This window comes from Gloeothece verrucosa PCC 7822, assembly GCF_000147335.1.
GTDB lineage: Bacteria > Cyanobacteriota > Cyanobacteriia > Cyanobacteriales > Microcystaceae > Gloeothece > Gloeothece verrucosa.
In genome coordinates, this window is sequence record NC_014501.1 from 3299081 (window position 1) to 3319598 (window position 20518).

Annotated in this window: 14 protein-coding genes; 4 read left to right on the forward strand and 10 right to left on the reverse strand. The window is 42.0% G+C overall.

What is annotated here, in order from left to right; genetic code table 11:
* Positions 1-37: 37 nt before the first annotated feature.
* Positions 38-1813, reverse strand: a complete 1776-nt coding sequence (locus tag CYAN7822_RS14565; protein ID WP_013323032.1) for an alpha/beta hydrolase — start codon at positions 1811-1813, stop codon at positions 38-40.
* A gap of 191 nt (positions 1814-2004) precedes the next feature.
* On the opposite strand from CYAN7822_RS14565, the gene CYAN7822_RS14570 reads away from it, so the two are divergent.
* Genes CYAN7822_RS14570 through CYAN7822_RS14580 form a run of 3 tightly spaced genes read left to right on the forward strand, consistent with a single transcriptional unit; the run spans position 2005 to position 7925 of the window.
* On the forward strand, positions 2005-3906 hold the full coding sequence (locus CYAN7822_RS14570) for a response regulator (protein ID WP_013323033.1): 1902 nt from the start codon (positions 2005-2007) through the stop codon (positions 3904-3906).
* A 25-nt stretch (positions 3907-3931) separates the two neighbouring features.
* Complete coding sequence (locus CYAN7822_RS34625) at positions 3932-7576, forward strand: PAS domain S-box protein (protein ID WP_013323034.1); 3645 nt, start codon at positions 3932-3934, stop codon at positions 7574-7576.
* Positions 7548-7925, forward strand: a complete 378-nt coding sequence (locus tag CYAN7822_RS14580; protein ID WP_013323035.1) for a response regulator — start codon at positions 7548-7550, stop codon at positions 7923-7925. The genes CYAN7822_RS34625 and CYAN7822_RS14580 overlap by 29 nt, the downstream gene beginning before the upstream one ends.
* Before the next feature lie 5 nt (positions 7926-7930).
* Here CYAN7822_RS14580 and CYAN7822_RS14585 read toward each other — a convergent pair whose 3' ends face one another.
* From CYAN7822_RS14585 to psaD, 3 genes are all read right to left on the reverse strand, one after another.
* On the reverse strand, positions 7931-8491 hold the full coding sequence (locus CYAN7822_RS14585; protein ID WP_013323036.1) for a hypothetical protein: 561 nt from the start codon (positions 8489-8491) through the stop codon (positions 7931-7933).
* A gap of 194 nt (positions 8492-8685) precedes the next feature.
* Entirely contained in the window at positions 8686-10212 is a 1527-nt protein-coding gene (gene trpE, locus CYAN7822_RS14590) for an anthranilate synthase component I (RefSeq protein WP_013323037.1), read from the reverse strand.
* Between the two features lie 144 nt (positions 10213-10356).
* Positions 10357-10782, reverse strand: coding sequence for a photosystem I reaction center subunit II PsaD (psaD, locus tag CYAN7822_RS14595; RefSeq protein WP_013323038.1), 426 nt, complete (start codon positions 10780-10782; stop codon positions 10357-10359).
* 232 nt (positions 10783-11014) lie between these two features.
* On the opposite strand from psaD, the gene CYAN7822_RS14600 reads away from it, so the two are divergent.
* On the forward strand, positions 11015-11656 hold the full coding sequence (locus CYAN7822_RS14600; RefSeq protein WP_013323039.1) for an L-threonylcarbamoyladenylate synthase: 642 nt from the start codon (positions 11015-11017) through the stop codon (positions 11654-11656).
* 113 nt (positions 11657-11769) lie between these two features.
* On the opposite strand, the gene gltD is transcribed toward CYAN7822_RS14600, so the two are convergent.
* The 6 genes from gltD to CYAN7822_RS14630 all read right to left on the reverse strand — a co-directional run bounded on the left by gltD (position 11770) and on the right by CYAN7822_RS14630 (position 20477).
* Positions 11770-13254, reverse strand: coding sequence for a glutamate synthase small subunit (gene gltD / locus CYAN7822_RS14605; RefSeq protein ID WP_013323040.1), 1485 nt, complete (start codon positions 13252-13254; stop codon positions 11770-11772).
* A gap of 209 nt (positions 13255-13463) precedes the next feature.
* Complete coding sequence (locus tag CYAN7822_RS14610) at positions 13464-14027, reverse strand: Uma2 family endonuclease (RefSeq protein WP_013323041.1); 564 nt, start codon at positions 14025-14027, stop codon at positions 13464-13466.
* 219 nt (positions 14028-14246) lie between these two features.
* Positions 14247-18836 carry a glutamate synthase large subunit gene (gltB, locus tag CYAN7822_RS14615; RefSeq protein ID WP_013323042.1) on the reverse strand — a complete coding sequence of 1530 codons (4590 nt, stop codon included), beginning with the start codon at positions 18834-18836 and terminating at the stop codon, positions 14247-14249.
* A 359-nt stretch (positions 18837-19195) separates the two neighbouring features.
* Positions 19196-19417, reverse strand: a complete 222-nt coding sequence (locus tag CYAN7822_RS14620) for a hypothetical protein (protein WP_013323043.1) — start codon at positions 19415-19417, stop codon at positions 19196-19198.
* Between the two features lie 452 nt (positions 19418-19869).
* On the reverse strand, positions 19870-20076 hold the full coding sequence (locus CYAN7822_RS14625; RefSeq protein ID WP_013323044.1) for a hypothetical protein: 207 nt from the start codon (positions 20074-20076) through the stop codon (positions 19870-19872).
* The gene (locus CYAN7822_RS14630; protein WP_041933252.1) at positions 20073-20477 is read right to left on the reverse strand and encodes a restriction endonuclease subunit S; all 405 of its coding nucleotides are present in this window, start codon (positions 20475-20477) and stop codon (positions 20073-20075) included. The genes CYAN7822_RS14625 and CYAN7822_RS14630 overlap by 4 nt, the downstream gene beginning before the upstream one ends.
* Between the last annotated feature and the right edge of the window lie 41 nt (positions 20478-20518).

A 20518-nucleotide genomic window follows, 5' to 3' on the forward strand; every position in this document is an offset into this window, starting at 1 on the left:
TCACGAATATTATGTTTTTAGGGAAAAAATCCCGACTTTACCGGAGTTGTAACCCGTTTAAAAAGGAATTTTTAGCATAAAATTGCTCAATTTCCTTAGCTAATATCTTGGATGAAGCAGCCGTAATTAGATAACATTTAAACTGCTCTCCCTCACTCAAATAGCGGCAATAATCCGATTGGAGGTAAGGAAGATAAGAGGAATTATTTTGTAAATAAACTTCAAAAAAGGCGGTAAACATGGCGTTAGCATAGCTATTAATTAAATAAGGAGAAGGTAAAGTCAGATTTTCAACAGACTCGATCAGATCGGTAATTCCAGCATCCAATTGAGAAAAATCCACATGGGCTTGGCCTTCAATCACCAGAAAATATTTCTGAGAAACCAAGAGCCAGGGGAAAGAACGAGCTTGTTCAAAGATGACGGGAGTGGCTGGATCATAAGTTCCAGCAGCCAGAAACACAGGAATAGCGATTTTTGCCAGCCCTTGGGGGCCAAAAACGCCACTGTTGACTGGATTAGCCACAAAGACCGCTTTAACTCGCTCATCTCGAAAATTATAATCAATTTGAGGCAACTTTAGGGCCTGACATTGCAGTAAAAGGGAGATATTGAGATAGCTAAACTGAGCTTGACACTCGTGTCTGAGATACTTAAAGTCAAAGGTTGCTCCTGCTACCGCTAAAGCCGTATAACCGCCAAAAGAATGTCCAGCGACTCCCACAGCATCTAAGTTTAGTCTGCCGCCAAACTCTGATAAATTACGCCTCTGTAATTCATCAATCACATAGCTGATATCTTTGGGGCGATCAATAAATTCATTTTTGTCAAATATATCGCTCTGATAACCTTCGATTAAAGCTGTAACCCGGTTATAATCACTCCCTGGATGGTCCGGAAGGGCAATCACATAGCCATAAGAAGCCAGATGTTGAGCTTGTGCGGCATAATCTTCAGGTCTTGACGCTAACCCGTGAGAAAAAATCACCACAGGGGTTTTACCTGGTAGCCAGCGTTGAGGTTTATAGACATCGACATAAAAATGCCGGTTGCGGCTTTGATCAAATAGCTGCCAAGTTTCCTTTTTTTGTACTCCGTAACTGCCGGGCTGGCGAAGGTCTGTTAGGGTCGAGAAATTGAGCGCCGGGGTAGCAAGAGCTTCTTGTTGAGAAAGTTCAGCAATATCTGCGGTAAATTCTGTGGTGGCCCGAACAACCGTCTTAAACGCCTTAGACAAAGCCCGAGCCTGAGATAGATCAATCTGCATATTTACAGGTAGCTTTTTCAGAAAATTGAGCAAGGTTAGCCCTTCAGGCTCAAAAGCCGCCTGAATCAAAGCCGCTCGCAAGGCATATTTTCCGTTTCTTCCCCCTTGAATATTAATAATCTTGCCGAAATTGTCTAAAAGTGCTTCTCCGATATCGCTATTGAACAAGCGAGATAATAAAACCGGCTCTAGCTGGGCTTTTTCCAATAAGGCCTGACGAAATGCTTCTTGCTCCTGTTGGGATGTTCCGATGCGATCAAAATAAAACTGCAAATCTTGATTGACTTCTCCTTGTTTAGCAAACAGTTCTAAAGACTGCACTCGCAGCGATAAACTTAGAGGACTATAAATAAAATAAATCCGTTCTGCCGCCGTGACCGGCATCGTGCTAATGAGGGCAGAAAATACCCCTAGCACTAGGTAAACTAGCCATCGTTTCTGTGGATTTAGCCTTCTAAGAGTTACTTTAGGCGCTCGCTCAGGCAAAAATTGTTTCTTACAGTGCAGGAGTTGAAATGGCTTTAAATTTGTTTGTCTAAGTCTCATCTATTTTTTTCCGGCTTCTGAGTGAGAATACTTAATACAGCTATTAAACCCCCTGGATCAATTATCCATCTTCTTTCTCAAGAAGGGAGATGTTCAGGAAATGGCCTATCAAAATAATTTGTAAATTTGCTAAAAAAAAAATGTGACAATAGAAATACAATATTCCAGCAGAGATGATGAGAATTTTACTAATGGAAGATGATCCCCTGACCAGGACTGTCTTGACTCAAACTTTGAGTAATCATCATTACAATGTTGATGTAGCCAAAGACGGAAAATCGGGGTTACAACTAGCTCAAACTTACAACTATGATTTATTTCTATTAGATGTGGTTGTGCCTGTATTGGATGGAATTAGCGTCTGTCAACAGCTTCGTTCTCAGGGATTACAAGAGCCGATTGTTTTACTGACTGCCAAGGATAGTAGTAGTGATCAAATCATTGGTTTAGATGCTGGAGCCGATGATTATATTATTAAACCCGTTAATTTAGAGACTTTAATGGCTCGAATTCGAGCTTTATTACGGCGGAAAAATGCCTCATTATCATCAGTTATTGAATGGGGAAATTTACAGTTAAACTTGAGTAACTGTGAAGTAAACTGTGAAAATGAACCAATCCATTTAACCGCGAAAGAATATGCTCTATTAGAGCTTTTTTTGGTGAATCCTAAGCGAATTTTTAATCGTCGTGTTATTTTAGAGCGGCTCTGGGATATTGGCGAGTCTCCGGGGGAAGAAACAGTCAGCACTCATATCAAATGTTTACGCCAAAAACTTAAAAATGCCGGAGTGAGCGACCCAATTGAAACCGTTTATGGCTTAGGATATCGTCTGAGAAAAGCTGATGAGATTGACACTTCTCCCAACTTATCTACCCAAACAAAGCTCAAGCAAAAAGAACAACAAACCTTAAAAAACAAACAAAAAAAAGTCGTTAAATCCACTTTAAAAACCTGGGATAAATTTAAACAAAAATACCAGGAGCAAATAGAAGCATTAGAGCAATTAATTCTCGATATAGAAAAAAACATCGGGCAGAAAGACTTGAGTAAAAAAGCCGCAGACAATGCTCATAAATTAGCAGGCTCTTTAGGAGTATTTGGTTTACACAAGGGTTCCAGAATAGCTAAAAAACTCGAGGAACTCTTAGAATTAGAAACAAAAATACCCCAAAAAAACTATCAAAAACTAACGGAATTGCTCACTCAATTAAGAAAAGAAATAGAACAAGCTTCTCCTAATCCTCTCTCAGAAAACCCAACAAGTCTATCATCCGAGTCAGGAATTTTTTCAGGGCTTCCACCGATGAGCAAGAGTGGGGAACTGGTTACGGAACTCAGTCAAACAGCATCGATTTTGATGATTGATGATGATTTAGCCTTAGCCGAACGAGTTAGAATAGAGGCACAGACGTGGAATTTAAACTTAGAAATAGCGACAGATTTGACCGTTGCTCGGCAGATTATCTTGCAAAAAACACCAGCAATTATTATTTTAGACCTTAACTTTGACAGTGCCAGCGAAGATGGATTTACGCTTTTAGAAGAACTTAACCAAAGTCGGCCTAACTTACCGATCATTATCTTTACTGGACGAGAAAGTTTAAACGATCGCATTAAGGTAGCCCGTCTGGGAGCCAAAGCTTTTTTACATAAACCTCTAGCGGCTCATCAAATTCTAAAAACCGTAACGGATATCTTACATGAAAATCCTTTATGCTCAAAAAATCGCGTCATGATAGTAGATGACGATCTCCTCACGCTAACCACTTTGGTTAACTTGTTAAAACCCTTGAATATAGAAGTAATAACTTGTCATAACCCTAACCAATTTTGGGAAATGCTCACCACTTATCATCCTAATCTATTAGTGCTAGACCTGGAAATGCCGCAATTTAACGGGCTAGAATTGTGTCAAGTGGTTCGTCAAGACCCCACTTGGAACGACCTACCGATTCTCTTTTTATCAATATATACTGATGAAGAAATGATACAGCAAATGTTTGCCGCCGGAGCAGACGACTATATTAGTAAACAGAGTGATCACACAGACTTAATCAATCACATTATCCGACGATTAAAGCTCTCATGAAACCGATTAAAAGCCATTTATTCCCATGAGCAACAATTCAATCGAGCCATTAGATCAAGACACAACCACACGAGAATCTATTGCTGAAAAGAAGCAAGGGCACTCTCAAGAGCCACAAGTGCCATCTAAGCCCTTAAGGAAAAGGAGATTGAATAATCGACTAATCAACTGTGGTTTTGGATTAGCTTTGTTATTATTATTTGGGGCAACACTTGGGTTTTATGTCGGTATTGAACAAGTAAAAGAAAAGCAGAACTTGGTGGAGCATACCTATAAAGTCTTAGAGCAAATTGACGATACATTATATGAAATTAGTCAGGCTGAATGGGGACACAGAGGTTATATGATCAGCCAAGACCAGAATTATATCTCCACTTATACTAAAGGTTTTGATCACGCTCACGCGGCTGTCCAAAAGCTAGAGAAGATGACGAAAGAGAATCCCGAACAACAAAAGCAAATTAAAGTTTTAATAAATTCCCTTTACCAACATTTCTCACTTCTTGAAAACTCTCTAAAGTTATTACAGCAAAATCCATCAAACCCACAAATTAAAATTTCCATAACCCATCAAGTAAAACAATTTCAAGAGCCAATAGAAGTCAAATTAAAGCAAATAGAGGAAATAGAACGAGGGTTGCTGAAAAAGCGGCAACAGGAAGCATCAAAGAGCTTGCATTCTATTAGCTTGTTAGTGGGGATTGGCTATTTTTTAAGTTTTCTTCTTTTGTTAACTATTTATCGGCAAATCAAGCAAGAAATAAAAGCTCGCTATCAAGCAGAAGAGGATTTACAACAAACTAATGAACAATTAGAAGCCCGAATTCAACAGCGAACTGCACAGTTAACTCAGTTAAATATTAATCTAGAAAATGAAATAGAAGACCGTAAACAGCTAGAACAATTGCTGCGGGAAAGTGAAGAACGCTTTCGCCAGGCAATTTATGAGGCTCCTTTGCCGATTTTAATTCATGCAGAAGACGGAGAGATCTTACAAATTAACTGGGCTTGGTCAGAAATTTCTGGCTATCAACCCCAAGAAATCCCTACCCTTTCCGCTTGGGTTCAAAAAGTTTATGGCGATAATTATGAAAGATTTAGAAACTATATTCGTCAATTATTCCAGTTAAATCAACGGGTGAATGAAGGAGAACATACTCTCATCAATCGTCAAGGAAAAACCCTAATTTGGGATTATTATTCTGCTCCTTTAAAAACCTTATCAGATGGTCGCCGAGTGCGAATTACCATGGCCCTTGATGTTACCCAGCGCAAAGAAGCCGAAATGGCCCTCCAAGCCAGTGAAGCCCGCTATGCGACTTTAACAGAATTGGCCCCTGTGGGAATTTTTCATACCGATTCTGAGGGCAATTGTATTTATATTAATCAACATTGGTGTGCGATCACTGGCTTAAGCACGGCTGAAGCGATGGGCACCGGTTGGCTAAAAGCCTTGCATTCAGAAGACCAACAGCGAGTAACAGCCACTTGGATTCGTGCTGTAGCCAAAAATACGGCTTTTTACCTAGAGTATCGCTTTCAGAATCCTAATGGAAAGATTACTTGGGTCGTGGGTCAAGCAATTCCACAAATCACCCCATCAGGAGAAGTGCTAGGTTATATTGGCACCATTACCGACATCTCCACCCTAAAAGAAGCAGAATTGGCCCTCAGCCAAAGTGAAGAACGCTTCCGTCAAGCGGTACTGAATGCGCCTGTACCCATAGCCATACATGCTGAAGATGGGACAGTGTTGCAAATTAGTCGCGCTTGGAGCGATATTACTGGTTATACCTTAGAAGATATTCCTACCGTTGCAGATTGGATAGAAAAAGCTTACCGCACTAACCAACAAAAGATTCAAGCCAATGTTGAACGCCTCTACGGTTTAACTGAACCCATTGCGGAGGGAGAATATATCATCACGACAAAAAACGGAGTAACTCGAATTTGGGAATTTTACTCTACTGGTTTAGGGAGGCTTTCTGATGGTCGCCGCACTGTGATTAGTACCGCTTTAGATGTGACTGAACGTAAAAAGGTAGAACTACAGTTAAAACAAGCTAAACAAAACCTAGAGATTCGGGTTGCCGCACGCACCACAGAACTACAACAGGCTAATGAACAACTGCTACAAGAACTCTCTGAAAAACTACAAACTCAAAAAATCTTGGCTGAACAAGCTCAACTGTTGGACTTAGCGCATGATACCATTCTGACGCGAGACTTAGAAGGGACAATTCTATTTTGGAATCAAGGGGCCGAAAAAATGTATGGCTTTTCATCGCTGGAGGCCGTCGGTCAACATAGCAATGTTTTGTTAAATACGGTATTTCCTGAACCCTACAGCCAAATTTTAAGCCAATTATTTGCTCAAGACTATTGGGAAGGAGAACTGCGTCATCAAAAGCTAGACGGAACAGAGATTATCGTTGCTAGTCGTTGGGTATTACAACGGGATAAAGCCGGCAACCCGAGCAAAATTTTAGAGATTAACAATGATATTACGCTTCGCAAACGAGCCGAAGAAGCCTTACAGGATAATGAAGCTAAATTTCGTTCGCTGAGTGAATCTTCTCCCATCGGCATCTTTTTAACTGATACTCATGGCAGAGTGCTTTATACTAACCCTCGTTATCAAGAAATAGTCGGGGGTACAGCCGAGGAAGTATTAGGAGAAGGTTGGAAGCAATTTATTCATCCAGAAGACCTGGAAAATATTGTATCTGAATGGTTGACTCATCTAGAAAAACAAAAGAACAGTTTTTATCCACAAGTGCGTTATTGTCATAAAAATACTGAGATCCGCTATACACAGGTTCATACAGCCGCAATTTTTACAGAGAGAGGTCAATTAACTGGTTTTGTGGGAACAGTAGAAGATATTACCGAACGCCGATTGATCGAACAGATGAAAAAAGATTTTATTTCTGTTGTCAGTCATGAATTAAGGATTCCCTTAACGGCTATTCATGGTTCTCTAGGATTATTAGCGGCTGGAGTCTATGACAACAAACCTGAAAAGGGAAAAAAAATGCTTCAAATTGCTGCTACTCAAACGGAACGATTGGTTAAATTAGTCAATGATATTCTCGATTTAGGGCGCTTAGAATCTGGCAAACTGCACTTAGTGATACAACCTTGTGAAGTCGCCCAATTACTAGAACAAGCCGCAGAACTGATGCGCCCAAAAGCGGCAGAGAACCAAATTACCTTGTCGGTTACCCCTATAGATGTTCAAGTCTGGGCAGATTTTGATTCTATTATGCAAACCTTGACTAACTTATTAAGCAACGCCATCAAATTTTCTCTCCCTAAAAGCACCATTTCAGTTAATGCAGAATTGATAAGTTCGCATGATAAAATAGCAATATGGCAACAAAAAAGGCCCTCTCTCGCTTCCTTGTCTGTTCCTTATGTTTTATTTCAAGTTAAAGATCAAGGTAGAGGTATTCCCCGCAATCAATTAGAACTCATTTTTGAAAAATTTCAACAAGTTGATGCAACGGATTCTCGAGATAAGGGAGGAGCCGGCTTAGGGTTAGCTATTTGTCGTCTAATTATTGAGCAACAGGGAGGTCAAATTTGGGCAGAGAGTGTATTAGGAGAAGGAAGTAGTTTTTATTTTACCTTGCAATTATATGAAACCCAAAAAAATTTTAGTTATTGATGATGATGAGGCGATACAGGAAGTTGTACAGGGTTGTCTAGAAGAATTAGCGCAGTGGGAAGTGGTTACAGCAGGTTCTGGAGAACAAGGCTTACAAATTGCGGCTTCTGAGTTTTTTGATGGAATTTTACTCGATGTTTCTATGCCGGGGATGGATGGAATAGAAACTTGGCAAAAGCTGCAAGAAAATCCCGCCACAAAATCTATTCCTGTGGTTTTATTAACTGCTAGAGTTCAACCTTCTGAAACCGCCCTATTTTCCCAGTTAGGAGTAGCCGGGGTACTGGTTAAACCGTTTAATCCTCTTTCGATAGCCGAACAAATAGCCCAATTACTCAAATGGATTTAATTTTGTTAAAGTTCAATCCATTCAAAATCTAATTCATCACAAACGCTTATACAAGTTTCGGGGGTGGTGATATGAGGTTCGCCAGCGTAAATAATTTTGTTAGTTTTTGGGTTTTCTGTGCGAAAATCTTCTGAATATTCAATTAATTGAGACAAATTATTCTTTTCTGGCCTACGGTGTAGATTTTTGAGAAAAAAATTCATGGTTTTTTGTCTGATCCAACCTTTGAGAATAGCCGTTGAGGCAAATTTCGTGCCCAATAGTTGTTGGTCAATCAGGATATTATCAATTTGTTGCTCATTTAACAATGCTGCGGCTTGAAGATAATAACCGATGGGCTGGCGTTTTGAAGTTGGGTTAGCTAACAGTTTCGGCCATTCTTCGGCAAAAAAGTCAGCCGTTTGTTGCTTGATCCATCCACGTAAGGCTAAAATTTCTCCTATTCGTAAATACTTAAATTGAGCTTGATCTTTTAAGGCTAATTCGATTTGTGGAACTGAGATTAAATCAGCTTCCTGTAAAATTAGACCCAGAGGTTTAGTTTTTTCGGTGGAGGAAGTGGTCATATCAAGTTAAAGGTTATTTGGGTGCGTAGGAACATGAGGAGATTGTCATTGACTTGAGCAAGACGTTTTGTCTTTTTCCCTTCTCCTTTGTTTTCTAAAATAACCTTTTTTTCAAAACAAAGTAATACTGTGTCGCAAAATTCCTGAGAATCTCGGTGGAGTTTATACTCATATTAATTAATCTATCTCTGATCTCAGCTTAAACACCGAATCGCTTCTAGTAATCCTCTGGCTTTATTCAGTGTTTCTTCGTATTCTTTCTCTGGGATGGAATCAGCCACCAGTCCGGCTCCGGCTTGCACAGAGACTAGATATTGATTAAGATTGTCAGGCCGTACAATCATCGTGCGAATGGCGATAGCGCTGTTGAGTTGCCCTTCAAAATCGTAATAGCCATAAACCCCTGAATAAGGCCCTCTGCGTGAGGGTTCTAGTTCTTGAATAATCTCCATGGCCCGTATTTTGGGGGCCCCGCTCACGGTTCCCGCCGGAAAACAAGCTTTTAATAAATCCCATGCGCTCTTATTGGGTGCTAGTTGTCCCACCACATTACTAACAATGTGCATCACATGAGAATATCTTTCAATAACCATTAATTCATCGACTTTAACCGTTCCTTCTACACAAACCCGCCCTAAATCATTGCGTCCTAAATCCACTAACATTACGTGTTCAGCAATTTCTTTAGGGTCTTGTAATAAATCTTCCTCAAAGGCATTATCTTCTGTGGGCGTTTTTCCTCTGGGTCTTGTGCCGGCAATGGGCCGTAAGGTGGCTTTGAGGGTACTGTCTTCATTGAGTTCTGCTTTGACCATTACTTCAGGAGATGACCCGATAATTTGCCAATCTTTGAATTGATAAAATCCCATATAGGGCGAAGGGTTAATCAGCCGCAAAGAACGGTATAAATCGAAGGGATAACCTTTATAGGGGGCGCTGAGGCGTTGGGATAGCACCACTTGAAAGATATCTCCGGCCCGGATATATTCTTTAGCTTTGAGGACATTGGCACAAAATTGTTCTTGAGAGGTATTACTTTGATAGAGTAATTTGGCAGATTCCGTTTTTGCCCCAGTAGATAATTCTAGGGTTTTTGCTTCATTCGGTAAGGGCAATTGTAGCTTTAAGACTAATTTGGTGACACGATCACAGGCTTGTTGATAGGCATCTTCTAAGTTAACATTTTCATTCCGTAAGTCGGCATAGGCCACTGCCCAAATTTTCCGTTTTACCTGATCAAAAATAATTAAATGATCTACTTGCATCCAGATTCCATCCGGCAAGTCGTCTTCTGTAGCGCTATGGATGGGGACTCGTGGTTCAATCCAGCGAATTAACTCATAACCCCAATAACCAAATAAGCCGCCAATTCCAGGAGGCAGTTGGGGTAATTTCACCGGATGAATGGGTTCTAAACAACGGGCTAAAATATCGAAGGGATTGCCCTCAAATTGTTCAGTCGTTCCATCTCGATAGCTTTGAGTCGTCTTATTGCCTTTTGCTTCTAACACCCAGACCGGTTCACAGCCTAAAAAACTGTAGCGTCCAAGTCTTTCTCCTCCGTCCACTGATTCTAGGAGAAAACTATAGGGCTGTCCGGCACACACTTTATACCAAGCCGAAACGGGCGTTTCTAAATCAGCGACCCATTCTTGATAGACTGGTACAAAATTCCCTTGTTTGGCTAGGGCTTCGAATTCTGTAAAGGTTGGCGAGATCATAGTTAAAGTTTTTACTACAAACAATGCAACAAATGTAATGACCAGTTACCGGTTGGATAATCGGGCAAGCTTTGAGCCTTCTAGGAGTATAGCTTACTCTTTACCCTATACCAGTTACTGGTCATCCTTACAACAAAATTTTAATTAAACGTCGTAAGGTTTCTTACCTGAGAATTTGAGGGTAGCCGGTTCGGGGTTTTTGCCGATGCTTCTATCTTTCTTGCCGTTGTAAGCGCGTCCTTCGTTAACTTTTTCGGGGAATACGCCATCAGCAGGATGGAGATATTCGATTTCTCCATTGGGGAAAATGCGATAGATTTTGTAGTTGTCGATTTTCGGCTTAAATTTAGAGCGAAATTGACCACCTAGGGCGATACATTGCTCTTTACGAGCTAAATAAAGGAGGTTGTCGCCTTCATTCATGATAGCCGCGCCACCTGTGGGCAGTTCAAATACTTGCTCTTTGGGGCTGGTCCAGGTGATGGCGTATTTCTCTTCTAGATTAGCTTTCGAGAGTAAGCCACCGGTGCTACCACCAAATTTAGGGGGTTTTCCAGAAAGTTCTGTCATAGGATTGCGTTTTTAAAACAAGGTGTTTTAGGGAATCCTACCACTGAGTCCCACTTGATTTAGTAGGTTTGTCAAGAACTGTTACAAAAGGAGGCACAAGAGGTAAAAGTTGATGATGCGTCACAGCTTAAAACCCCGCCCTCTTAAGTGCCTGACAGCTTATATATCAAAGGGATGATGCCAATGTCAGGAAATCCGTATATTTTGAAAAAGATGTATTCAAGTGACCTACATGATGGCTACACAAACGGCACAACGCTCTCCTAAGCTAGTCAATAATATTCAAAATATTCTAGAATCTGGGGAGTTAGTCATTGTACCGACAGAAGTTTCCTATATCATAGTTGCTCATGCTTTCAAACCCCGAGCTATCCGTAAAATTGCTCAACTCAAGCGGTGGAATGCGCCTCAACCACTGGTATTATTGACTCGACGCGAAAAAGTAGAAGAGTTTGGGGTGGTTAGTGCCGCTTCTCAAAAATTAATCAATCACTTCCCTTATCCCATCACCCTAATTATTCCCAAAAAAAATACTATTCCTGATACAATTACCGCTCAACATTCGGCTTTATTTATTTCTTGTCCCGATGAATTTATTTACAATTTAGTCGCTCAGATTCCTTTTCCTATGGTCTGTACAACGGCGGGTTTTTCTGATGAGTATAAAGCGAGAAAGTACCGCACAGCTATAGAACTTTTTGACGGACAAGTGCCGCTTATTGTTGACGGAGGAGACTGTAAATATGATTCTAAAGGGACTTTAATTGATTGTACATTACCTACCCCGACTATCCTTAATTTTGGGACGGTTTCGGTGGATGATTTGCGTTCTATTTTACCAGAAATTGAACTCCCATCTCATCTAAGAAAATAATTGTATAAATATTCAAGCCCGCACAGGCGGGCCGAGTTCCTGTAGCTGAACCCCTTCAACACCGCGAGGGGTAAGCCTTGGTAGGTCTCTATTTAGGGATCAAGAACACCCCATTACGGTAGCTCTGTACTACCCATCAGATAGAGGTCGCATTCACGAGCCGCACCACGACCCTCATTAAAGGCCCAAACCACAAGACTTTGACCGCGACGACAGTCACCCGCCGCAAAAACCCCGGGAATGCTAGTAGAATACTTACCATAGTCAGCTTTTACATTACTGCGAGGGTCTTTTTCCAGTCCAAGCGAGTCGAGTAAAGGTTGTTCAGGTCCGAGAAATCCCATCGCCAGCAAGACGAGTTGTGCGGGTCTAACTTTTTCCGTGCCGGGGATATGTTGAGGAATAAACTGACCTTTTTCGTTTCTCTCCCATTTCACTTCTACCGTATGAACGGCTTTTATATGTCCGTTTTCATCGCCTTCAAACTTAGTTGCTGTAGTCAAATAAACCCGAGGATCTGAGCCAAATTTAGCCGCCGCTTCTTCCTGTCCGTAGTCCATGCGGTAAATTTTCGGCCATTCTGGCCAGGGGTTATCAGTCGCCCGGGTTTCTGGGGGTTTGGGCATAATTTCTAACTGTACAACGCTGTTGCATCCATGACGCAGAGATGTCCCTACGCAGTCAGTTCCCGTATCACCGCCACCAATAATAATCACGTCTTTGCCTTCAGCAGAGATAAAATCGCCATTTTTGTGCCCATCTAGTACCGACTTGGTATTGGCGGTTAGAAACTCCATCGCGAAGTGAATACCTTTTAATTCTCTTCCTTCAATAGGAAGGTCACGAGGTTTGGTTGCACCAACACAGAGAACTGTTGCGTCAAATTCTTTTAAGAGGGTTTCGCCCGGTAAATCTTTCCCGACTTCGGTGTTACAGACAAATTTTACCCCTTCTTGTTCAAGGAGTTTAATTCGCCGCAGAACCACTTGCTCTTTATCCAGTTTCATGTTAGGGATACCATACATCAGCAAGCCGCCTGGACGATCCGCCCGTTCAAATACCGTTACAGTATGACCGGCTTTGTTTAGTTGTGCCGCCGCAGAAAGTCCAGCAGGTCCCGATCCGATAATGGCCACTTTTTTACCGGTGCGTTTGGTGGGGGGTTCGGGGGTGATCCAGCCTTCATCCCACCCTTTATCAACGATGGAACATTCAATGTTTTTGATGGTTACGGGGGGGTTATGGATACCCAACACACAGGAACCTTCACAAGGTGCGGGACAAACCCGGCCAGTAAATTCTGGGAAATTGTTGGTTTTATGGAGGCGATCCAGGGCTTCACGCCAAAGTCCACGATAGATCAGGTCGTTCCATTCGGGGATTAAATTATTGATCGGACAGCCGCTTGCCATCCCACTGATCAGGGTTCCGGTGTGACAGAAAGGTGTGCCGCAGTCCATACACCTAGCGCCTTGGATACGGAGTTTGTCATCCGGCATGGGGAGATGAAATTCGTCCCAATTGCGGATGCGATCTAGGGGGGCGAGTTCAGAGGGTAATTCACGAACAAATTCTATAAAGCCAGTTGGTTTTCCCATTAGTGTTCCTCTCAGTTGTGATAATTGAAAATCGTTAATAACTATGATTTATTTGATTAATTGATTGACTGTGATTATTTAGCTTGACTTTCTATTTTTTATAGGCTAACTTTTCCTTGTAGTCTTTATCAATTAATTAATCATAATTTTTTTAATAAAAACCGAATATTTTTCTTACTATCATTAAAATTATAGTCCATCTTTTACTTTTACTCCAATAGCCAATCAAATACATTTTTTATTGTCAGTTTAACTTCACTGGCAAAAGATGGCACAGGAAGCATAGCTTCTGGTTCATCAAATAATTCTATTTGTTGATTAGGTTGATAGATAATAACTGCACTCTCATCTGGATCAATAAGCCAGCCCATTTGAGTATTATAATTTAGGCTATGAAGAATATTTTTTGTGACTTTTGTATGTCTTTGTTCTGGTGATAAAATTTCTATTGTCCAATCAGGAGCAATCAGAAATGTATTGGCAATCTCACCGTTTTCATCCCTAGGAAGTCTCTCCCAGAGAAATACAGACACATCAGGTACAGTTGAGCTTCCTCCAAAAGTGCAGCGAAGTTCAGGAAAAGCACGAGCAATTTTTTTAGGCTTCAAAATAGCGTTGAGTGCGGCTGTAAGTTCACCTTGAATTGTGCTGTGTTTTCCCTGTGGCATTGGTTTCTGAATTATTTGACCGTCAATATACTCACTAGCTGGTTTGGTTTCTGGTAGTTTTAGAAACTCTTCTAATGTTATAGTTTTAGATGGTGTCTGTATCATTTATGATTGCCCTCCAACGCCGCCAAAACAAGCTTATTTTTTTGATTTTATCTGACAAAATTTATGGTTTATTCATTGCTCTCGTTTTCAATTTTTCTTTTCAAAAAAGGAATAATAAGAGGCTTTGAGAAGTAGAAAATCATTCGGCAATATCATTTTAACAATCATTCCCAAATTGACTTTTTTCTTCTTAAGCCTCTTGGTAAGAAAAACTAAACCCTAGCCGCCACCAATCCGGGCAACATCACGGGAATTTTCTTCAAAGGCCGCCGAAAGCGCCTCATCGCCACTCAAACCAGATGCCACAGCATTTTTAATACACTCCTGCACCCGCTTGTAATCTTTCGGCATGACCTTAACAAAAAGGGGCAACATATCCACCCAGTTCGCCAAAACAGAAGCCGCTTTTGTACTCTTAGTATACTCAGCATGATTTTTAATCAACTGATAAACCTCACTAATCTCTTGAGGATCTTCTAAGGTTTCCAGTCCTACCATCTGAGTATTACATCGCGTTGCAAAATCTCCCGTTTCATCGAGGATATAGGCAACACCGCCGCTCATTCCTGCCGCAAAGTTTCGTCCGGTTGCTCCCAAGACGATCACCTTACCGCCAGTCATATACTCACAACCATGATCGCCTATCGCTTCCACTACTGTATTCACGCCAGAATTCCGCACAGCAAAGCGTTCACCCGCTATGCCGCGAATATACACCTCACCAGAAGTCGCCCCATACAGCGCCACATTCCCCGCGATGATGTTTTCTTCAGCGACAAAGGTAGACTCTACAGGAGGATAAAGGATGATCTTGCCGCCACTCAGACCCTTACCTAAATAATCATTAGCATCCCCTTCTAATTCCAGGGTGACACCCGCAGGCACAAACGCCCCGAAACTTTGACCAGCACTGCCAACAAAGTGCAATTGTACTGTATTTTGCGGCAACCCATTCCAGAAATTCTTAGTGATTTCATTGCCCAAAATTGTCCCCACTGTGCGGTTAATATTTTTAATCGGTAAAGTCGCGCTCACTTTTTCCCCTCTTTCAATGGCCGGCTTACACAAATCCAGTAATACCGTCATATCTAAGGATTTTTCCAATCCGTGATCTTGGGGAATTTGGCAATAACGCCCCACTTCCGGTCCCACTTCCGGCTGATAGAGAATCTTAGAAAAATCTAGCCCTTTCGCTTTCCAATGATCCACCGCTTTTTTGGGTTCTAACACATCCGTCCGTCCCACCATTTCATCGAGGGAGCGGAAACCCAGTTGCGCCATTAATTCCCGCGCTTCGGTGGCGATAAACTTCATAAAATTGACGGTATGTTCCGGATCTCCCACAAACTTTTCCCGAAGTTCTGGGTTTTGGGTAGCAATTCCCGCCGGACAGGTATTGAGATGACACACCCGCATCATAATACAGCCCAACGTGACCAAAGGAGCAGTGGAAAAACCGAACTCTTCAGCACCCAACAAAGCCGCAATGACCACATCGCGCCCCGTCTTTAACTGTCCGTCTGTCTCTACCACAATGCGAGAACGGAGGTTATTTAACACTAGGGTTTGATGGGTTTCCGCCAGTCCTAATTCCCAAGGTAAACCCGCGTGTTTAATAGACGTTTGGGGAGATGCGCCCGTTCCGCCATCAAAACCCGAAATTAACACCACATCCGCGTGAGCTTTGGCCACACCCGCCGCGATCGTTCCCACTCCTACCTCAGACACCAGCTTAACGTTAATTCGGGCAGAACGGTTAGCATTCTTGAGGTCATGAATTAACTGGGCTAAATCTTCAATAGAGTAAATATCGTGGTGAGGTGGGGGTGAAATTAAACCCACTCCAGGAGTTGAGTGCCGCACTTTAGCGATCCAAGGATACACCTTTCGCCCAGGCAGTTGACCGCCTTCACCCGGTTTTGCACCTTGGGCCATCTTAATTTGCAGTTCCTTCGCTTGAGACAAATATAAACTCGTTACCCCAAAACGTCCCGATGCCACCTGTTTAATGGCGCTATTTTTCGAGTCGCCCTTCTCATTGGTCCAAGTATAGCGATCTGGGTCTTCTCCGCCTTCCCCGGTGTTGGATTTACCCCCGATGCGGTTCATGGCGATCGCCAAAGTTTCATGAGCTTCCTTAGAAATAGACCCGTAACTCATGGCCCCTGTCTTAAAGCGCCGCATGATCGCGCTTACAGGTTCCACTTCCTCAAGGGGTACCGCTTCACGCGGCTTAAACTCTAGCAGTCCCCGCAGGGTAAAGAACTTTTTATTCTGCTCATTAATCAGCTTAGCATATTGCTTAAAGGCTTCATAATTCGCCGTTCTCACCGCTTTTTGTAGCGCATGAATCGCTTCAGGACTAAATAAATGCGCTTCTCCGGCCTTTCTCCATTGATATTCCCCACCCACATCGAGAACATGACCATTCACTTGACGGTCCGGATAAGCATGGGTATGACGTTGGATAGTTTCAGCCGCAATAACTTCTAAATCTGCCCCTTCAATCCGAGAAGCCGTCCAAGTGAAGTATTTATCCACCACAGAACGATTTAAGCCAATCGATTCAAAAACCTGCGCCCCGCGATAGCTTTGGATGGTGGAAATACCAATCTTGCTGGCGACTTTAACCACCCCTTTAGTAGCCGCTTTAATAAAATTCTTGATAGCGGTTTTGTGGTCCACATTGACCAATAAACCCTCCTGAATCATTTCCTCGAGAGTTTCAAACGCCAAATAGGGATTAATCGCACCACAACCATAACCGATGAGAGTGGCAAAATGATGAACTTCTTTCGGTTCACCGGATTCTAGGACAATGCCGACCCGGGTACGGGTTCCTTTGCGGATTAAATGATGGTGCAGTCCTGACACCGCCAGTAATGCCGGAATAGGGGCTTTTTCTGTGCTAACGCTGCGATCACTGAGGATAATAATACTAATTCCTTCCGTGATAGCTTTATTGGCCGCTTCAAAAATCTCTTCCATTCGGGTTTCTAAACCCTTTACCCCCTCTTTAGCATTAAAGAGAATCGGAATAGTAATAGATTTAAAAGAGCCTTCTGAAATATTTTTCAGTTTCGCTAACTCTTCATCTGTCAAAATCGGGGTTTTTAACTCAATTAAATGACAGCTTTCCGGTTCCGGTTTGAGGAGATTTCGCTCACTACCGATCGTGGTAGTCGCAGAAGTAATAATCTCTTCGCGAATAGAATCAATCGGCGGATTAGTGACCTGAGCAAATAACTGCTGAAAGTAATCATAAAGCAGTTTGGGGCGATCGCTCAACACCGCCAGGGGGGTATCAGTCCCCATCGAACCGACGGCCTCAACCCCATCTCGCGCCATCGGGGTTAACAGCAAGCGTAGGTCTTCAAAAGTATAACCGAAGGTCATCTGACGCGCTTTTAACGTCATCGGTTCGCTTTGGGGGATTTCTGCACCCGGTTTGAGGTCTGCCAGTTTAACCAAATGTTGATTTAACCATTCTCGGTAGGGATGTTCTCCAACAATTTGGTTTTTAATCTCCTCATCGCTGATAATGCGTCCCTCTTCCATATTGACGAGGAACATCCGACCCGGTTGTAAGCGACCTTTAAGGGCCACTCGTTCCGGTGCAATGGGTAAGACTCCGGCTTCACTTGCCATAATGACCAGATCATCTTTAGTCACATAATAACGAGAAGGGCGCAACCCGTTTCTATCTAGTACCGCCCCCATCATCGTCCCATCGGTAAAAGCGATACTCGCCGGACCGTCCCAAGGTTCCATCAAACAAGAGTGATATTCATAAAAAGCCTTTTTCTCATCACTCATCGACTCGTGGCCTGACCAAGGTTCAGGGATCATCATCATCACCGCATGAGGCAGCGATCGCCCAGACAGAACCAGTAATTCTAGGGCATTATCAAAGATAGTAGAGTCACTCCCCTCGATATTGATGACCGGCTGAACTTTTTTCATATCTTCGCCGAACTTGTCACACTCAAACAAAGACTGTCGGGCGTGCATCCAGTTGATATTGCCCCGCATGGTGTTAATTTCGCCGTTGTGGGCAATGTAGCGATAGGGGTGTGCCCTCTCCCACGACGGGAATGTATTGGTACTAAAGCGAGAGTGTACCAACGCCAGGGCGCTTTCCATATCGGGGTCATGGAGTTCGGGGTAATAGTCTCCCACCTGAACCGGCATCAACATCCCTTTATAGACAATGGTGCGGCAGGAGATACTCGAGGGATACCAAAAATTATCTATTTTGGGTTTACGGATAGCATTATGAGAAAGCTTGCGGATCACATAGAGTTTCCGCTCAAAAGCCAGGTCATCGGTTAATTCTGGGTTACGGGCGATGAATACCTGCTGCATAAAGGGTTCAGCCGCCACCGCCGTATTGCCCAAAGAAGCGTTATTGGTGGGAACATCGCGCCAACCGATCACCTTAAGGCCCTCTTGGGCCACCACTTCTTCAAAAACGTGGCGGCTTTTTTCTCTTACAGCAGGATCTGGGGAAGTGTAAATCATTCCTACGCCATACTGACCCGGTTCGGGCAAAGAGATGTCACAAGCCGCAGCTACCTTCTTAAGGAATTTATGCGGCACTTGCATCAAGATCCCTGCTCCGTCGCCGGTGTTGGTTTCACAACCGCACGCACCCCGGTGGTCGAGATTCAATAAAATCGTCAGTGCTTGCTCGACGATCTCATGTGATTTCTTCCCCTTCATGTGTACGATGAAGCCCACACCGCAGGCATCATGCTCGAACTGTGGATCGTATAGGCCTTGTTTGATTTGTAATTTATCGTTGTTCATTCTTATGGGCCTACTCTAGTCTAGTGGTTAAGAAGGTATGGTATTATTGTCTAGAGATACAAAAGCAATTAACTCCAGATAGTCAAATTTTCTAACGAGTCAAGCTTGTACTATGCAGATCTTAAGGAAATTATCAGATCTGCCGAATCATGTACGGAAATCCTAACCTTTTTTCCGTAACCTATTTTTAGAGTTGGAAAGGCTGTAATATTTCTTAACATCAATGAGGTTAGACTTCTCCCCTAACCCCTCTTTTACAAGGAGAGGAGAGAAAAAGTTATTGTAGGGTGAGCAATGGGGGTTTTTTCTCCTAAGCAAGCACGACAATTTACGGATCAACTAAATAAGTGAAAATTAGATTATAGTGAACCAAAATAAAAGATATCTCTATCATAACCAAAATCAATCGCAAAGCGAAAACGTTCTAAAAAACCTCCTAAACCTAATACTGAACAATTAAATAAATTATTCCAAATATCGCTAAAATTATCATCAGGAATAAAAACCGTTGAATCAACTGTTAAATCTTGTCCTTCTTGGGCTAGTAAATTAATATTCAATCGGGTTAAACTGCCAGACATATTTATTCCTCGGATATATAACTTACTCTCTTCAATAGTTTGCTCTGGCGTAAACCCTGCGAGTTTAGCAATACTAGGGCTATTTCATTCTCTCAAACACCCTAACCCTGAAGGGTAGTTGCTCACGAACAAAGCCCGCCTGCGCGGGCTATCTGACGAATTATGAGCCTTTTAGCCTGCGTAGGCAGGCTTGGTTCGTAGAGCTAGCGGCTTCAGCCTGTGAGTGTTTCAAAAGAATGAAATAGCCCTGTAGCAATACTAGGAGAATGTAAGAAATTATAGACAAGTTTTAGAGAAGGAAAGTAAGATTTTGCGCTCGGACTAAATAAAGCATCAGGACAGTTATTATCAATGGGAATTGGACTGTCAAGCTCAAAAGTGAGTTGCCAATTATCCCAAGGTTTTTTTTGCCAATAGATTTTAATAAGTAATTCAATGTCTAAATTAATTAATCATTCTAATTCATATCGTTCATAAGCCGGATTAAAATAATTTTCTTGGACTGCATCAATATACTTAACCTCAAGCTCATCTAACAATTTTTTAATAACCATTAGCAATTCTCCGGGTGAACCTTGAAAAGAAGCTTGATAACGCAACCGATAAGGAAGGTCTAGAAAGGGATTTGATGATATTAAACTAGGGTTGATATTGTTCATGATGGCTTGATGATTTCTTTTTGTTTCTCTAAAGGAGGAAGAATAATAGGAATTTCCATTAAATGAGTTAAAGTAATGATGGGAATTGTCGTTCCTGATTTTATCGAGTTAAACAAAGACTGTCCAATTTCAGAATTTAAATAATCAACCAAATAATCTGAATCTATTTCTGATTTTAGTTGTAATTTAACTAAATAATTATTAATATTCGCTGGTGGCTCAAGATTATAAACAGCCGCCAGGGTGGAACGTTGGAGAAGACTAACTATTACATCACCTTTATTAAGTTGGGTAGCTTCTAATTTTTGATGTTCATCTAACGACAGATAACGAACATTATCTAATTGAATACCCTCCGAGGATAAGTTATGAGGAGTAAGAAGCAGTATATCACCGACCAAATTAATTCCTTTAATAATATAGCCGCGTTTAAATAGGACTA

Excerpts from the sequence above, each read along its gene's own strand:
- CYAN7822_RS14565 (WP_013323032.1), bottom strand. The coding sequence starts at position 1,813 with ATGAGACTTAGACAAACAAATTTAAAGCCATTTCAACTCCTGCACTGT.
- CYAN7822_RS14585 (WP_013323036.1), bottom strand. The coding sequence starts at position 8,491 with ATGACCACTTCCTCCACCGAAAAAACTAAACCTCTGGGTCTAATTTTA.
- CYAN7822_RS14620 (WP_013323043.1), bottom strand. The coding sequence starts at position 19,417 with ATGTCTGGCAGTTTAACCCGATTGAATATTAATTTACTAGCCCAAGAA.
- trpE (WP_013323037.1), bottom strand. The coding sequence starts at position 10,212 with ATGATCTCGCCAACCTTTACAGAATTCGAAGCCCTAGCCAAACAAGGG.
- gltD (WP_013323040.1), bottom strand. The coding sequence starts at position 13,254 with ATGGGAAAACCAACTGGCTTTATAGAATTTGTTCGTGAATTACCCTCT.
- CYAN7822_RS14570 (WP_013323033.1), top strand. The coding sequence starts at position 2,005 with ATGGAAGATGATCCCCTGACCAGGACTGTCTTGACTCAAACTTTGAGT.
- CYAN7822_RS34625 (WP_013323034.1), top strand. The coding sequence starts at position 3,932 with ATGAGCAACAATTCAATCGAGCCATTAGATCAAGACACAACCACACGA.
- CYAN7822_RS14610 (WP_013323041.1), bottom strand. The coding sequence starts at position 14,027 with ATGATACAGACACCATCTAAAACTATAACATTAGAAGAGTTTCTAAAA.
- CYAN7822_RS14580 (WP_013323035.1), top strand. The coding sequence starts at position 7,548 with ATGAAACCCAAAAAAATTTTAGTTATTGATGATGATGAGGCGATACAG.
- CYAN7822_RS14600 (WP_013323039.1), top strand. The coding sequence starts at position 11,015 with ATGATGGCTACACAAACGGCACAACGCTCTCCTAAGCTAGTCAATAAT.
- gltB (WP_013323042.1), bottom strand. The coding sequence starts at position 18,836 with ATGAACAACGATAAATTACAAATCAAACAAGGCCTATACGATCCACAG.
- psaD (WP_013323038.1), bottom strand. The coding sequence starts at position 10,782 with ATGACAGAACTTTCTGGAAAACCCCCTAAATTTGGTGGTAGCACCGGT.
- CYAN7822_RS14625 (WP_013323044.1), bottom strand. The coding sequence starts at position 20,076 with ATGAACAATATCAACCCTAGTTTAATATCATCAAATCCCTTTCTAGAC.